The organism is Streptomyces sp. cf386 (assembly GCF_900103585.1).
Taxonomy (GTDB): domain Bacteria; phylum Actinomycetota; class Actinomycetes; order Streptomycetales; family Streptomycetaceae; genus Streptomyces.
This window is the reverse complement of record NZ_FNHV01000006.1, coordinates 462,640-477,445: the sequence shown is the minus strand read 5'-3', so window position 1 is coordinate 477,445 and position 14,806 is coordinate 462,640. Positions and strand designations below refer to the sequence as shown.

Annotated in this window: 15 protein-coding genes; 9 read left to right on the top strand and 6 right to left on the bottom strand. The window is 70.4% G+C overall.

Annotated features, from left to right (window positions below; translation table 11 throughout):
- The first annotated feature begins 1 nt into the window (after window position 1).
- From BLU79_RS18415 to BLU79_RS18375, 9 genes are all read left to right on the top strand, one after another.
- Window positions 2-1,252 (top strand): cytochrome P450, encoded by a 1,251-nt coding sequence (locus tag BLU79_RS18415; protein WP_093906873.1) that lies wholly within the window; start codon window positions 2-4, stop codon window positions 1,250-1,252.
- The gene (locus BLU79_RS18410; RefSeq protein ID WP_093906872.1) at window positions 1,249-2,223 is read left to right on the top strand and encodes a 3-oxoacyl-[acyl-carrier-protein] synthase III C-terminal domain-containing protein; all 975 of its coding nucleotides are present in this window, start codon (window positions 1,249-1,251) and stop codon (window positions 2,221-2,223) included. Before BLU79_RS18415 ends, BLU79_RS18410 begins: the two co-directional genes overlap by 4 nt.
- Window positions 2,224-2,275: 52 nt before the next feature.
- Window positions 2,276-3,436, top strand: coding sequence for an acyl-CoA dehydrogenase family protein (locus tag BLU79_RS18405; RefSeq protein WP_093906871.1), 1,161 nt, complete (start codon window positions 2,276-2,278; stop codon window positions 3,434-3,436).
- Window positions 3,437-3,451: 15 nt separating this feature from the next.
- On the top strand, window positions 3,452-4,669 hold the full coding sequence (locus tag BLU79_RS18400) for a class-II aminoacyl-tRNA synthetase family protein (protein ID WP_093906870.1): 1,218 nt from the start codon (window positions 3,452-3,454) through the stop codon (window positions 4,667-4,669).
- Window positions 4,666-5,562: a 3-hydroxyacyl-CoA dehydrogenase family protein gene (locus BLU79_RS18395; RefSeq protein WP_093906869.1), complete on the top strand. Its 897-nt coding sequence runs from the start codon at window positions 4,666-4,668 to the stop codon at window positions 5,560-5,562. Before BLU79_RS18400 ends, BLU79_RS18395 begins: the two co-directional genes overlap by 4 nt.
- Entirely contained in the window at window positions 5,562-5,813 is a 252-nt protein-coding gene (locus BLU79_RS18390) for an acyl carrier protein (protein WP_093906868.1), read from the top strand. The genes BLU79_RS18395 and BLU79_RS18390 overlap by 1 nt, the downstream gene beginning before the upstream one ends.
- Before the next feature lie 115 nt (window positions 5,814-5,928).
- Window positions 5,929-6,147 (top strand): MbtH family protein, encoded by a 219-nt coding sequence (locus BLU79_RS18385; protein WP_093906867.1) that lies wholly within the window; start codon window positions 5,929-5,931, stop codon window positions 6,145-6,147.
- Between the two features lie 28 nt (window positions 6,148-6,175).
- Window positions 6,176-7,114, top strand: a complete 939-nt coding sequence (locus tag BLU79_RS18380; RefSeq protein WP_256333365.1) for an ATP-binding cassette domain-containing protein — start codon at window positions 6,176-6,178, stop codon at window positions 7,112-7,114.
- Between the two features lie 110 nt (window positions 7,115-7,224).
- Complete coding sequence (locus BLU79_RS18375) at window positions 7,225-8,058, top strand: helix-turn-helix domain-containing protein (RefSeq protein ID WP_093906865.1); 834 nt, start codon at window positions 7,225-7,227, stop codon at window positions 8,056-8,058.
- 65 nt (window positions 8,059-8,123) lie between these two features.
- On the opposite strand, the gene BLU79_RS18370 is transcribed toward BLU79_RS18375, so the two are convergent.
- The 6 genes from BLU79_RS18370 to BLU79_RS18345 form a co-directional block, all read right to left on the bottom strand.
- Window positions 8,124-8,687 (bottom strand): flavin reductase family protein, encoded by a 564-nt coding sequence (locus tag BLU79_RS18370; protein WP_371131887.1) that lies wholly within the window; start codon window positions 8,685-8,687, stop codon window positions 8,124-8,126.
- An 88-nt stretch (window positions 8,688-8,775) separates the two neighbouring features.
- Entirely contained in the window at window positions 8,776-10,329 is a 1,554-nt protein-coding gene (locus BLU79_RS18365; protein WP_093906864.1) for a tryptophan halogenase family protein, read from the bottom strand.
- A 148-nt stretch (window positions 10,330-10,477) separates the two neighbouring features.
- Entirely contained in the window at window positions 10,478-13,021 is a 2,544-nt protein-coding gene (locus BLU79_RS18360) for an FtsX-like permease family protein (protein WP_093906863.1), read from the bottom strand.
- Window positions 13,018-13,815 (bottom strand): ABC transporter ATP-binding protein, encoded by a 798-nt coding sequence (locus BLU79_RS18355; protein WP_093906862.1) that lies wholly within the window; start codon window positions 13,813-13,815, stop codon window positions 13,018-13,020. Before BLU79_RS18355 ends, BLU79_RS18360 begins: the two co-directional genes overlap by 4 nt.
- Window positions 13,787-14,557 carry a sensor domain-containing protein gene (locus BLU79_RS18350; protein ID WP_093906861.1) on the bottom strand — a complete coding sequence of 257 codons (771 nt, stop codon included), beginning with the start codon at window positions 14,555-14,557 and terminating at the stop codon, window positions 13,787-13,789. Before BLU79_RS18350 ends, BLU79_RS18355 begins: the two co-directional genes overlap by 29 nt.
- Window positions 14,558-14,565: 8 nt before the next feature.
- A complete protein-coding gene (locus tag BLU79_RS18345; RefSeq protein ID WP_093906860.1) occupies window positions 14,566-14,799 on the bottom strand; it encodes a hypothetical protein in 234 nt (77 codons plus the stop codon).
- Window positions 14,800-14,806: the final 7 nt, after the last annotated feature.

Sequence of the window (14,806 nt, the reverse complement as noted above, 5' to 3'; positions counted from 1 at the left end):
CATGACCACCCCACCACGGCAGACCGTGGACGACCTGGCCACGGTGGACCTCACCGATCCGCAGACCTTCCTCGACGTGAACCTCCCGGACATGTGGCGCAGGTTCCGCACCGAGCAGCCCGTCTTCTGGCACCGGGCCACCGAACGCGGCCCCGGATTCTGGGTGATCTCCACCTACGACGACGTCGTCACCCTCTACCGCGACAACAAGCGGTTCACCTCCGAGCGGGGCAACGTCCTGGCGACCCTGCTCCAGGGCGAGGACTCCGCCTCACGCAAGATGCTCGCCGTCACCGACGGCGTACGGCACCGCGAGATCCGCAACCTGATGCTCAAGTCCTTCTCGCCCCGGGTGCTGGAGCCCGTGGTGGAGGGCGTGCACCGGCGCACCCAGGACCTCGTCGCCGAGGCCCTCGCCCACGGTGAGCTGGACTTCGTCACCGACGTGGCCGACCACATCCCGATCAACACCATCGGCGACCTCATGGACGTCCCGCAGGAGGACCGTGAGCAGCTCGTCGCCTGGAACACCCAGACGCTCTCCCGGCACAGCGCCGACGACAGCGAGCTGGAGGAGTGGCTCGCCCGCAACGAGATCCTGATGTACTTCTCCGACCTGGCCGCCCGGCGCCGGCGCCACCCCGGCGACGATGTGATCAGCGCCCTCGCCACGGCCACCGTCGACGGCGAACCGCTCACCGAGGACGAGATCGTCTTCAACTGCTACAGCCTGATCCTGGGCGGCGACGAGTCCAGCCGGATGTCCTCGGTCGGCGGCCTGATAGCCCTGGCCGAACACCCCGAGCAGTGGCGGGCCCTGAAGTCCGGCGCGGTGAGCGTCGACAGCGCCACCGAGGAGGTGCTGCGCTGGACCACCCCCGCCATGCACTTCGGCCGCCGCGCCCTGGTGGACGTACCGCTGCGCGATCAGACCATCAAGGCCGGCGACGTGGTCAGCCTGTGGAACAGCTCGGCGAACCTCGACGAGACGGTCTTCACCGACCCGGACGTCTTCGACCTGGCCCGCACCCCCAACAAGCACGTCGCCTTCGGCCACGGCCCGCACTTCTGCCTCGGCGCCTTCCTCGGCCGCGTCCATGTGAACGCGATGCTCGACGCGCTGCGCACCCAGGTCGCCGGCATCAGTCTCCAGGGCCCGCCCGAGCGGCTCTTCTCCAACTTCGTCTACGGCTACAGCGGCCTGCCGGTCGCCCTGACCGCCGAGCGGGCCACGGAAGGGAGCGCCGCATGAACGCCGGCACGGACATCGGCATCGGGGCGATCCACTTCCTGCTGCCCGACACCAGGGTGGCCGTCGAGGACCTCCCCGAGTTCGCGATGCTGGACGCCGCCTCGGCGGAGTTCGCCCGGGGCAGCGGTGTGCGGACCGTCGGTGTCTTCGACGAGACCGAGCAGGCGCCGCTCGCCGCGCGGGCCTGCCGGGAACTGTTCGAGGCGCATCCGGGGGAGCCGGACGTCCTGCTGCTGGTGGCGCCGCGGGCACCGGACGTCCTGCTCGGCTCGGACGTCTGCCGGGTGCAGAGCGAGGCGAAGCTGAACTCCGCCTACCCCCTCACCATCGAGGGGCTGGGCTGCACCGGGTCCAGCACCGCCTGGGCCCTCGCCCGGGATCTGCTGGTCGCGGACCCCGCCCGTGAGCAGGTCGTCATCACCCACGCCAGCCGCCCCACCGGGGTCGACCGGATCCGGTTCCCCGTCACCGTCGTCGGCGACGGCGCGTTCGCCATGACCATGGTCCGCGGCGGCCGGCCGGTGCTGCGAGCCCATCGTGAGCAGGCCGACGGCAGCTTCCACGACCTGTTCCGCGTCGAGTACAAGGAAACCCCCTGGTACGAGTGGCGCGAGGTGTGTGAGGACGTATCGCGCTACCGCTTCCAGCTGGCCACCCTCAGCTCGCGCAGGCTCGGCGCGATGATCGAGCAGGTCCTCGCGGACGCCGGGGTGGACCGGGACCGGGTCAAGGCCACGCTGATGCAGAACGTCACCGCCGCCGCGTACGACTTCTACACCTCCCTGCTCGGCCTGCCCATCCACCCCGTGTGCGGCCGGCACCTCGCCGAGTATGGCCATCTGGGCGCCGCAGACGTGGTGCTGAACATCGACGCCCTGCTGGCGAGCGGCGAACTGGACCAGGGCGACATGGTGCTCGTCCTCAACAACAGCCAGGTGGCCGCATGGGCGGTGACCTTGTGGGAGGTGTGAGCCGCCCACCGCTTCGCAACCGGCCCCACCTCCCCGACCACGGAGAAGACTGATGGATTTCGCACCCACGCCAGAGCAACGGGCGCTGCGCGACCAGGTCGTCCGGTTCGCCCGTGACAACCTCGGCGCCCAGGTGGCCGAGCACGACCGCAACGCCACCTTCGACGAGATCGGCTGGAAGGCCTGCGCCGACTTCGGCGTGCTGGGCTGGCCGATCAAGAAGGAGTACGGCGGCGGCGGCCTGGACCCGCTGACCGCGATCATGGCGTACGAGGCGCTCGGCGAAGGCTGTGTCGACAACGGCCTGGTCTTCGCGATCAACAACCACCTCTTCGCCTGCGCCGTCTACATCGCCGACCACGGCACCGAGGAGCAGCGCCACCGCTGGCTGCCCGCGCTCTGCGACGGCTCGCTGGTCGGCGCGCACGCCCTGTCCGAGCCGGAGACCGGCTCCGACATGCTCTCGCTCACCACCACCGCCGTCCGTGACGGGGACGGCTATGTGCTGAACGGGACGAAGAAGTTCATCAGCAACGGCCCGCGCGCGGACCTGTTCATCGTCTTCGCCCGCACCGGTGGCGACGACGTCGCTCCGCAGCGCGCCCTGTCCGCCTTCGTCGTCCCGGCCGACACCGCCGGACTCACCGCCCGCGACATCCCCAAGGCGGGCCTGCGCGGCACCCTGATGGGCGAGATCACCTTCGACGGCTGCGTGGTCGGGGAGGACCAGCGGCTGGGCGCGGAGGGAGCCGGGTACCAGCTGTTCACCTCCACCATGGAGTGGGAACGCGGCTTCATGTTCGCCAGCCAGGTCGGGGTGATGAGCCGGCTCACCGACCAGTGCGCCAAGTACGCGGCCGGCCGCCGCCAGTTCGGCCGCCCCATCGGTGCGTTCCAGTCCGTCTCCCACAAGATCGCCGACATGCGGGTCCGTCTGGAGCTGGCCCGGCTGATGCTCTACAAGGTCGGCTGGCTGCGCTCCGAGGGCCGCCTCGCGATGCAGGAGGCGTCCATGCTGAAGCTCTATGTCAGCGAGGGCCTGAAGGCCACCGCGCTCGACGCCATGCAGATCCACGGCGCCCGCGGCTACACCGAGGAGCTCGGTATCGAGCGGGAGGTACGGGACGTGCTCGCGGGCACGATCTACGGCGGCACCTCGGACATCCAGCGGTCCATCATCGCCGGCCTCATGGGCCTGCCGACGACGGCGTAAGGACGAGAGGCCGACATGCACTCCTACCGACTCACCCTCGACGAACCGGTCTCGGGGGCCCACCTCGACGAACTCAACCGGCGCGTCTACTACATCTCCGAGGCCATCACCGGCTTCCGGCTCGTCCCCGGCGACGGCGACGCGGTCGACGCGGTCGAGGTGACCACCGAGCACCCGGTCGACGCCGAGACCCTCGCCAAGAAGCTCCGGCACGTCGTCGACACCGAGGTACGCCCCCAACTGCCCACCCCGCCCAAGGTGTTGTGGCGCTCCGCCACGGACCGCACGCCGAACGACGACACCTTCGACGGGCTGCTGGCGGACGGCGTGGTGCACGAGATCGGGCCCGGGCAGGTGGCGCTCGGCGCCCCGGCACTGGCCGCGCTCGACGCCCTCGACGGACTCCTGCGGGACATCATCCGCGAGGAGTTCGGGGCCCACGAGTACCGCTACCCGACCCTGCTGCCGGTCACCGCGCTGCACCGCAGCGGATACCTGTCCTCCTTCCCGCAGCACATGATGTTCGCCGCGCGGCTGGACGGAGACGTCGATACCTACCGGGCCTTCGCCGAGGAGGTCGGGGCGCGGGACACCATCGGGGACCGGGTGCTGCACCGCTGCGCACCGGTGGACCGGTGCCTGCCGCCCACGATGTGCTACCACACCTTCGACCAGTTCGCCGGGGGCACCCTTCCCGACGAGAACACGGTCGTGACCGCCAAGGGCGGCTCCTTCCGGCACGAGTCCCGCTACCACCGGACCCTGGAGCGGCTGTCCGACTTCACCATCCGCGAGACGGTCTTCCTGGGCACGGCCGAGTTCGTCCGCGAGGCCCGCGACCGGTTCCGCCGGCGCGCCGTGGAACTGGTCGAACAGCTCGACCTGGCCGGCCGGGTCGAGGTGGCGAGCGACCCCTTCTTCGCCGGAGCGGCGACCGCGGCCCAGGTCTCCTCGCAGCGTCTGCTGGAACTCAAGCACGAACTCCATCTGGACGTCGGCCCCGGGGACAGCATCTCGATCGGCTCCTTCAACCTGCATGAAAAGCACTTCGGCGACGCCTTCGGCATCAAGGGACCCGACGGCGCCACGGTGTACTCCGCCTGCGTCGGATTCGGCCTGGAGCGGTTCACCTACGCCGTGCTCTGCCAGTACGGATGGGACGTCGCCGACTGGCCGGCCCCGCTTGCCGAGCGGTGCCGCACCACACCTCAACCGGGCAAGGGAAAGCGATGACTGATACCAGCCAGATCCGGCGCGTGGCCGTCCTGGGCGCCGGCACGATGGGCATCGGCGGTGCCCACGCCTTCGCCGCGGCGGGCCTCTCCGTGGTGCTCGTGGACACCACCGACACAGCCCTGTCCCGGGCCCGCGACCTGATCGGGGAGAACGCCCGGCTGTACGGGATGCTCGACCGCGAGCTGGCCAAGAGCAGCCCCGAGGAGGTGCTCTCCCGGATCGAGTTCCGCACCGACCTGGACGGGCTCGCGGACGCCGACTTCGTCGTGGAGAACGTGACGGAGAACTGGGACATCAAGGAGAAGCTGTACCGCGAGATGGACGCGGTGGCGCCGGAGCACTGTGTGTTCGGCGTGAACACCTCGGCCATCCCCATCACGCGGATGGCGTCGGTCACCGGCCGTCCGGACCGGGTCGTCGGCACCCACCTGATGAACCCCGTGCCGCTGAAGAAGCTCGTCGAGGTGATCCGGGGCTTCCACACCTCACCGGAGACGATCGAGGTCACCCGCGGGCTGTTCCGCACCGTCGGACAGGACATCGTGGTGGTCGAGGACTCCTCGGGCTTCGTCACGAACCGCGTCGCCATGCTCAGCGTCAACGAGGCGATCCTGCTGCTCCAGGACAACGTGGCGCAGGCCGGCGACATCGACCGGCTCTTCCGGCAGTGCCTCGGCCACCAGATGGGTCCGCTGGAGACCGCGGACCTGATCGGCCTGGACACCGTCATGTACTCGCTGGAGGTCCTTCTGGACAACTTCAACGACCCCAAGTTCGCTCCGGCGCCGCTGCTGCGCAAGCTCGTCGCCGCGGGCCGCCTGGGCCGCAAGAGCGGTCATGGTTTCTATTCGTACGAGCCGGTCAACACCGGGAAGAAGGCAGGGGCCTGATGACAGACGACATCGCCAAGATCGTGCGCACCTTCATCGGTGAGCACGTCCGGGACGCCGAACTCGGTGACGACCACGACATCTTCGCCACGGGCAGCGTCAGCTCGCTGTTCGCCGTGCAGCTCGTGATGTGGGTCGAGCGGACCTTCGGCATCGCGGTCAACCCCACCGACCTCGACATCGACAACTTCCGCACGGTGAACCACGTCGTGCGCTTCGTGGAGTCCCGCCGGGCGGCCGCTCCCGCCTGACGCCCGTTTCAGGTAGCGGTCAGTGCCGTGTCAGCGGGCCTCGACACGATGTTCGTATCGGGGCCCGCCACGGTCGGCCCTCTTCCCCGAACTCCTCAGATTTGGAGAGCGCGACGTGACGAACCCCTTCGACGACCAGGACGGCACGTTCCTCGTACTCGTCAACGACGAGGGCCAGTACAGCGTGTGGCCCGCCTTCGCCGCGGTGCCCGACGGGTGGACGGTGGCGCTGGGCGAGAGCAGCCGGGAGGCCGCCCTGGCCCATGTGGAGGAGCACTGGACCGACATGCGGCCCAGAAGCATCCGCGAGTCCGCTGCCGGCCTCGGCGCCTGACCGGGCGTCGCGGACACCGCCGACAGACGTGAAGACCGCGATCCGGGCCGAGGGCCTGCGCAAGGGATTCAAGGACCACCAGGCCCTCGACGGCGTCGACCTCAGCGTCGTGGAGGGCACCGTCCTCGGACTGCTCGGCCCGAACGGAGCAGGCAAGACCACCACCGTACGGGTCCTCAGCACCCTGCTCGAACCAGACAGCGGCCACGCCGAAGTGGCCGGATTCGACGTCGTGCGCCGACCCGCGGAGGTCCGCCGCCGGATCGGCCTGGCCGGCCAGTACGCGGCCGTGGACGGGCTGCTCACCGGCCGCGAGAACCTCACCCTCATCGGCGTGCTGCTGCACCTCGGCCGACGCGGCGCCCGTGGCCGTGCCGAGCAGCTGCTGGACCAGTTCGACCTGACCGGTGCCGCCGACCGGCCCGTGCAGACCTACTCCGGCGGCATGCGGCGCCGGCTCGACCTCGCGGCCTGTCTGGTCGCGTCGCCCTCGGTGCTCTTCCTCGACGAACCGACCACCGGCCTCGACCCGGTGAGCCGTATGTCGCTGTGGACCGCCGTGCGCGATCTCGTGGCCGACGGCATGACCGTCCTGCTGACCACCCAGTATCTGGAAGAGGCGGACTTCCTCGCCGACCGTATCGCCGTCGTCGACAGCGGGCGCGTCGTCGCCGAGGGCACCCCGGACGAGCTGAAGCGGTCCGTCGGACCGGACCGGCTGGAGATCCGCGTGGCGGGCCACGGCGCCGTCGCCGACGCCCTGGCGGCCCTGCGGACCAACGCCTTCGACGACCCGGCACTGGGCCGGGACGAGGGCGTCATCTCCCTCCCGCTCGATGCCGGCATGGGCAGTATCGCCGCTGCCGCGACGGCATTGGAGAAAGCCGGAGTGACCGTCGTGGACTTCGCCGTGCGTCGACCCACACTCGACGACGCCTTTGCCCGGCTCACCGGACAATCGAGCTGATTCGGCTCGCCGGCCAGTCGCACACGACCGCACGAAAATCGTTCCCCCGTCGGCCGACCGGTGGGGGCGGATGCATGACCGAACATCGTGCACAACACGGGGGTATTGCCTTGCAGCGGATCCATTTCACGACGGCCGATCTGGCGCGAACACGGCTGCAGACCACCGCGGGACCGGAAATAGAGTCGAGACTCGCCAGAGAACTGTTCACGCGTGGCGTCGGCGCCATTTACGCGCGATGGCAGCGCCAGGTCTATACGAGGCTGCGCGCGAAATCGGGCACCCAGACGGCGTCCGCGTCGACCCCGGGCGATTTCTGGCGGGCCGCGGTGGCCCCTTACTGGAACCGGGTGCTGGCCCACTGCGAGGCCGAGTGCGACGCCCGCGGCCGGATGGTCATGGCGGGCGGTGTCGAGCAGCTGCTCGCCGGGCTGGGACGACGGGCCCTGTGGAACGGCCAGGTGCTGGAACTGCACGACGGCCCCGACAGCGACGTACGTCTCGACGGGAAGGGCCTGGTGCTCAGCCCGTCCGTGTTCCTGGCCCACCGCCCCGCCCGGCTCTTCCGCGCCGACGAGCAGCGCGGCCCGGCCGTCCTGGTCTTCTCGGCACCGCCGAACGCGGAGCAGTCCGCCCTGCTGTGGGACGACACCAGTCTCCCGTCCCAGGCACTGGCCGCCCTGGTCGGCCAGACCAGGGCGGCGGCCCTGCGTGAACTGCGGGCCGCGCGCACCACCAGCCAACTCGCCGACCGGCTCGGCGTCTCGGCGCCCTGCGCCAGCCAGCACGCCTCCGTGCTGCGCGAGTCGGGGCTGATCACCACCCGGCGGGTGCGCAACACCGTGCTGCACTCGGTGACCCCGCTGGGGATGGCCCTGCTGGACGGCAGGACGGCCGCGGTCGGCCCGGTTCTCGGCCCGAGGCCCATGGCGTCCTCGGCCTGATCCGCCGGCACTGATTCCCGACACCGAGGGGCCCGAGCACATGTGCTCGGGCCCCTCGGCTGTGGTCACACGCTTTGGCGGCGGTCCTGCCCCACCGGCCACACCCGGTACTCCCGCTTGCCGTAGACCAGCGGCTGCCGGTCCGGGAACGGGGTGACCCGCAGGACGCTGCCGAAGACCACGAGGTGGTCCCCGCTGCGGTGCTCGTCACTGACCTGGCAGTCCGCGATGGCGTGTGCGTCGTGCACGAGATGGGGACCGGCCGCGTACGGGTCGCCGGCGTCGTACTCCCAGCGCACGCGGTCGAAACGATCGGGCGCACCCGACGCGAACAGTTCGGCGACCGGCTGCGCGGCACCCTGCAGCAGGTTCACCGCGAACCGGCCGGTGTCCAGGACCGAGCGCAGGGTGGGGCTGCCGCTGCGGAGGCAGACCAGCAGGATGGGCGGGTCCAGCGTGACGCTGCACACCGAGGAGATGGTCATCCCGCGGGGCGTGCCGTCGGGGTCGGTCGTGGTGAGGACGGCGACCCCGGTGGGGAAGCCGCTCATCATGGTGCGCTGGCCCTCGGCGACGGACGCGGGGGCGGCCGGCCGTGCGGATTCGTTGAGTCGGATGAGTTCGTTCACGGGGTGAAGCTCCCTGGGGCGACGGACGCGACGGACGCGGCGCCGCGGCGGCCGGAGGGCCGCCGCGGCGCCTGCGGGGTCAGCGGGGTCAGCGGCGCATGTGCGTGAAGTACTCGTACTGCGTCGGGAGCTGGCCGATGAGGGTCGCGGCCTGGTCGTGCACCGACTGGAACTCCTTCAGCGCCGCGCTGTTGTCGGCGAGCGAGAGCGCCGGGGACGGCTTGAGGTCGATGCCGCCCATCCCGAGCAGGATGCACATGTAGGAGTACGGCGGCAGCCCGTGGTAGTACGGGTAGACCGACTCGGTGTCCGGCAGCTGGTACTTCCAGTGCTCGATCCGCTCGGCCAGACCGTCGGGCAGCTCCCGGGTCTTGGTGTCCTTCCAGTACTGCGTGTCGTTGCGCGCGGCGGCGGCGTAGTGCAGAGCCAGGAACTCACGCACGCCGTCCATCACATTCGCGACGGAGCTGTTGTAGCTGTCGCGCTGCACCGGGTTCCAGTCGGCCCCGGGGAAGTTCTTGACCAGCTGCTCGGCCGCGTGATGGATGAAGAAGATGCCGGTCGACTCCAACGGCTCGACGAAGCCGCTGGTCAGGCCGATACCCACACAGTTGTTGACCCAGGAGCGGTTGCTGCGGCCGATGCGCATCTTGATGTGGTTGGCCTCGGCGTCGGCCGCGCTCGGGCCCACGAACTCGCGCAGGGTGCGCTCGGCCTCGTCGGCCGACAGGTAGTCGCTGGCGTACACGTACCCGGTGCCTATGCGGCCGTAGAGCGGGATGGTCCAGATCCAGCCCGCGTCCTGCGCGGTGGCGGTGGTGCAGGGCCGGATGCCCCGCGCCTCCATGTCCTGCGGCACCTGCAGGGCGACCGCGCTGTCGTTGGGCAGGGTGTTCTGGAAGGAGATGAAGGGCTCCTCCAGGGCCTTGTTGAGCAGCATCCCGCGGAAGCCCGTGCAGTCGATGAACAGGTCACCGGTCAGCTCACCGTGCTCGGCGGTCACCACGCTGCTGATCCAGCCGCGCTCGTCGAGCTTGACGTCCTTGACGTCGTCGATGATGTGCTTCGCACCGCGTTCCACCGTGTAGGTGGTGAGGTACTTCGCCAGCAGCGCGGCCTCGAAGTGGTAGGCGTACGGGAACTGGGTCTTGCCCTGGTGCTCCGACATCGTCAGGCCCTGGGGCTCTTCGACGTGCTCGTCGTACGGCTGCGACAGCATGGCGCCGCCGAGGTGACGGGGGCTGCGCTCGGCGTCGCAGATGTTGGCCATCACGAAGCAGTCCACGTCGAACCGGTCGGTGCGACCGTTCTTGAGCCACCAGTCCGTCAGCGGGAAGCCGTCGACGGACCGCATCTGCTCGAACGGGTGGTAGAAGTGATGACCGGGCTTCCGCCAGTTCTCGAAACGCACCGCGAGCTTGTACGTGGCGTTGCACGCCGGCATCCAGTCCGATTCCTTGAGCCCGAGAAACTCGAAGAAATGCCGGATGTCGCTGAACGTGGCTTCTCCGACACCGATGGTGCCGACCTTTCCGGATTCGACGAGGGTGAGGTCGATCCGGTCACCGAAGGCTGCCTTGAGGTACGACGCGGTCATCCAGCCGGCAGTACCACCGCCCACGATCACGACTCTATTCAGCATCGAAAAACTCCAATTCTGCGACGAGATGGTTTCCGATGGGCTTCAACGCCATAAGAGCGAGCGTAGGTTTGACAAGGCTTCGTCCACCACGTTGTTAAGTGGTGGACGAAATACGCAGGTGGACAAGGTGGGTCGGCCGGTTTTCAGCTCAATCGCGGCTGCCGATGGCCGCGGAGGGCCGGGTGCGCAGCGCCACCCGGGCGGTCAGCAGGGTCGTACCGACCGTCAGGACGAGCGCGGAGACGAGGACCGCCAGCAGAATCGACGGCGGTCCCGCGGGCATCGTCCGGGCGAGCACGGCCTGGCTCAGCGGTACCAGGGTCGCGACCGCGACCAGCATGCCCAGCGCCAGACCGGCCAGCGCGGTCAGCAGCGCCTCCACCGTCATCATCCGCATCACCTGGCCCCGGGTCGCGCCGACCAGACGCTGCAGGGTGAACTCCCGGCGCCGTTCGCCGGTCGCCATCACCAGCGAGTTCACCAGGGCGATGACCGCGTATCCGACGACCATCGCGACCAGCAGGTACGCCACCCAGGTCTGGGTGTCGTTCTGCTCGGCCGAGGCGGTGACCAGGTCGCCGCGGTCGACCGCGCGCAGCCCGGGCAAGGGCGCGCCGGAGCCGGTGAGTTCGGCGGAGAGCTTCGCGGTGTCGGTGCCGGAGTCCGCCGCGACCAGGATCTGCGGCACGGCGCCGTCGGTGGTGTGCGCGGCCACCGTGGCGGCGGGCATCAGGGCCGCGCCGTATCCGCGCTGGTCCCCGACCGTCGCCACCAGGCGTGGCTCGACCTGGGTACCGTCGCCCAGGCGCATGGGGATGCGGTCACCGATCCGGTGTCCCCCGGCGGAGGACTCGGGCAGGGCCACGGTGTCCCCGGTCAGATCGGCGAGGCTGCCGCTGACCGCACGGATCGCCGTGGTGCGCTCGATGCCCGTCGCGGACACCCCGGTGATCTGCACGGGGTCGCCCTTCGGTTTGCGGCCCTTGCCGTCGTACTCCGCCAACTCGGCCTTGGACGGCTCCAGGAAGCCGGAGCTCGGCACATAGGCGGAGGCCGCCGCCACGCCGGGCTCCTTGTCGAGGCCGGCGGCCAGGGACGCGGGCATCCCGCCGGCCACCGAGGTGAGCACCAGGTCGGCGCGGAGGTTGTCCTCGAACGCCTGCTGGGCGCCCTGGTTCTGGGTCGTCTGCAGATAGATCAGGGCGGTGGCCATGCCGGTGGCGAGCATGACCGGCATGACCGCTCCGGCCAGCCGGGCCGGCCGGGCCTTGGCGTTGAGGATGGCCAGTTGGCCGGAGAAGCCGGTGACCGCGCGCAGCGGCCAGCGCAGCAGGGCCGTCATCAGCCTGGTCAGCGCGGGGCCCAGCAGTCCGAAGCCGGCGGCCCACAGCATCGCCGCGGGCGTAGCCGTACTGCCGGCCGTCGCGCCGTCGACGTTCATCGTGACGAACGCGAGAACGGTGCCGCCCGCCAGGCAGAGCACGGCGAACAGCAGCCGGATCCAGTTGAGCCCGCGACGTTGCAGGGACGCCTCGGCCAGCGCCTCGGTCGGGCGGGTGCGGGAGGCGGCACGGGCCGCGATCCAGGCGGCACCGAGCGCGGTCAGCAGGGCCGCACCGGCGCCCGCGACCAGCGGGATCCAGCCGGTCCGGTAGATCAGCACGTCGGGCACCACATCGGCGTCCACGAACTGGCCGAGCAGCCACTTGCCCAGGCGGGGGCCGGGCACGCAGGCCAGCGCGGTGGCGAAGACGGCGATGACGAAGGTCTCGGCCAGCACCATCCGCCGGACCTGGCCGGGCGTCGAGCCGATCGCGCGCAGCAGCGCCATCTGCCGCTGCCGCTGCTGCAGTGACAGACCGAGGGTGCTGGCCACCACGAACACCGTGACCATCGCGGCCAGTCCGCCGAACACGGCCGACATGGACACCAGGTTCTTGCCGTGGGTCACGACGTCGGGGAACTCGGCGCGGCCCCGTTCGTCGCCGGTGAGCACCGAGACCGGGGTCCCGGCGAAGGCGTCGGCGAGCGCGGCCTTCACCTGGCCGGTGTCGGTGCCGGGGCGGGTGAGAACGCCGATGGAGTCGACCTTGTCCTGCTGAGGAGCGTGCCGCGCGGCGTCGGCGTCCGCGAGGAACAGCGTCTCGGCCTCGCCGGGTCCGCTCACCAGCCCGGTCACCCGGTACGTGGCCATGGTGCCCTGGAGGCCCAGGGTGACCCGGTCGCCCGCCTTGGCACCCGCGCGGGCGGCGAGCCGGGAGTCGAGCGCGACCTGGCCCTCGGCGCGCGGCGCGCTGCCCTCGACCAGGCGGTACGGTCCGAGGCGGGCGGAGTCCCAGCCGTGACCGGTGGCGGTGACGCCGCCCTTGCCGCCGGGCGGGACGACCACCGCGGGGACGGAGACGTCCGGCACGGCCGCCTCGACGCCGGACACGGCCGCGGCCTTGGACACGGCGGAGGCGTCGAGACGGACCCGCTCCCGGAAGACCTTGTTGGATTCGGGGTAGCCCTGGTCCCCGGTGACGACGATGGTCGCGGCCTGGAGCCGTTGCGGCTCGGCCAGTCCGCGCACTCCGGTCTCCAGCAGTCCGCCGCAGGCGATCACGATGGCGGCGCCGAAGAACAGCGCGATGAACGAGGCGACGAAGCCCCCCTTGTGGAACTTCAGGGAGCGCAGTGCGAGGCCGATCACCGGGTCGCTCCGTACTGCCCGTCGGGCGCCGTGCTCTCCTCGGCCCAGGCACCCAGATGCGTCATGCGCTCGGCGACCATGTCGGCGGTCGGGCGCTCCAGCGCGTCGACGATCCGGCCGTCGGCGAGGAAGAGGGTGCGGTCCGCGTGCGCGGCGGCGACCGGGTCGTGGGTGACCATCACGATGGTCTGTCCGGCCCACTGCACGGCCTCGCGCAGCAGCCCGAGGACCTCGCGAGCGGTGCGGGTGTCCAGGGCGCCGGTCGGCTCGTCGCCGAAGACGACGGCGGGCCGGGTGACGAGTGCGCGGGCGATGGCCACGCGTTGCTGCTGGCCGCCGGAGAGTTCGCCGGGGCGGTGCTTCTGTCGTGAAGCGAGGCCGACGCGTTCGATGACCTCGTCGACCTCGCTGGCTTTGGGGCGGCGTCCCGCCAGTCGTAAGGGCAGGGTGACGTTGTCCCGTACGCTCAGCGCGGGCATCAGGTTGAACGCCTGGAAGACGAACCCGACCCGCTCGCGGCGCAGTTTGGTCAGCTCCCGCTCCTTGAGCCGGGACAGCTCCACGCCGTCGAGCCGGACGGAGCCGGACGTCGGCCGGTCCAGCCCCGCGGCGCAGTGGAGAAAGGTGCTCTTGCCCGATCCGGACGGGCCCATCACCGCGGTGAAGGTGCCCCGGCGCAGACTGATGCTGACACCATCGAGGGCGGCCACCTTGTTCTTGCCGCCGCCGTAGACCTTGTGCACGGAGTCCAGGTGGACGACGTCTTCAGCCGGCCCGGCCGGTGTTCGTTTCATGGGTTTCCCTGTTCTCTGTCGGTTCTGTGGGGATGCCGGTGCGACGGCCGCCCGGCACGGCGGAGAGCGGACCGGGGCGGTCGAGTACGCCCTTGGCCTCGGCGAGCGGGTCGCCGGGCGGGCGGAGTACCGCCTGGGCCACGGTCAGATGCAGCCGGGCGGTGACCAGGAGAAGCCGGGCGGCGAAGGGAAGCAGGACGAGCGCGGCGAGTGCGAGGGCCAGCGCTCCGGGCAGGGTGTGGAGCCAACCGAACATGCCGTCCTCGGCCATGACGCCGGAGACGCCGATGGCCGGGTACCACAGGGGCAGCGTGAGGCAGCCGAGGGCGCCCAGCCAGACGACCAGTGCGAAGAGGTCCAGGACCAGCAGAGGGGGGAAGAGGAGGATGAGATAGGCGCAGTCGCGGGTGAACGCGGGATCGGCGCAGCGGGTTCTGATGTGGGCGGGCAGACCGGGTTCGGTGACCTCGCTGTACCGGTAGGGGATCGGCCGGTCGACGAGGGCCGCGCGGCCCCGCTCGACCTGCGCACAGCCCCTGATCACCCACACCGAGCAGATGATCAACGGCACGGTCACCGTGAACTGGCTCAGTACCACGCCGCCCAGGAAGGCGGCCGTCGCCACGGCGAACAGGGCGCCCCCGACCAGGAGATAGCTCGCCAGGTAGCCGGCGGCGAGCCAGGGGGCGGCGGATAACGGAAGTCCGGCCAGGGAGGCCCGAGTGCGTAGGCGCTCAGGCATCGGCCTGCTCACTCGATCCTCCGCAACATGTCGTCGATCGAGCTCACCTTGGCCTTCAGCTCGGCCAGTTCGGCCTGCAGCTCCTCCTGCCGGGCGACCGCCTCTTCGGCGAGCTTGCGGTACGAGGCCATGGCCACGGCGTCGGCGCGGTGGCGCTGCAGTCTGAAGTTCGAGACCACCGCCGCCGTGATACCCCCGACGACGATCAAGACGATGGCGATGGCGACAACGGCGCCGGTCATGTCCGGG

Excerpts from the sequence above, each read along its gene's own strand:
- BLU79_RS18415 (WP_093906873.1), top strand. The coding sequence starts at position 2 with ATGACCACCCCACCACGGCAGACCGTGGACGACCTGGCCACGGTGGAC.
- BLU79_RS18410 (WP_093906872.1), top strand. The coding sequence starts at position 1,249 with ATGAACGCCGGCACGGACATCGGCATCGGGGCGATCCACTTCCTGCTG.
- BLU79_RS18405 (WP_093906871.1), top strand. The coding sequence starts at position 2,276 with ATGGATTTCGCACCCACGCCAGAGCAACGGGCGCTGCGCGACCAGGTC.
- BLU79_RS18400 (WP_093906870.1), top strand. The coding sequence starts at position 3,452 with ATGCACTCCTACCGACTCACCCTCGACGAACCGGTCTCGGGGGCCCAC.
- BLU79_RS18395 (WP_093906869.1), top strand. The coding sequence starts at position 4,666 with ATGACTGATACCAGCCAGATCCGGCGCGTGGCCGTCCTGGGCGCCGGC.
- BLU79_RS18390 (WP_093906868.1), top strand. The coding sequence starts at position 5,562 with ATGACAGACGACATCGCCAAGATCGTGCGCACCTTCATCGGTGAGCAC.
- BLU79_RS18365 (WP_093906864.1), bottom strand. The coding sequence starts at position 10,329 with ATGCTGAATAGAGTCGTGATCGTGGGCGGTGGTACTGCCGGCTGGATG.
- BLU79_RS18355 (WP_093906862.1), bottom strand. The coding sequence starts at position 13,815 with ATGAAACGAACACCGGCCGGGCCGGCTGAAGACGTCGTCCACCTGGAC.
- BLU79_RS18350 (WP_093906861.1), bottom strand. The coding sequence starts at position 14,557 with ATGCCTGAGCGCCTACGCACTCGGGCCTCCCTGGCCGGACTTCCGTTA.
- BLU79_RS18345 (WP_093906860.1), bottom strand. The coding sequence starts at position 14,799 with ATGACCGGCGCCGTTGTCGCCATCGCCATCGTCTTGATCGTCGTCGGG.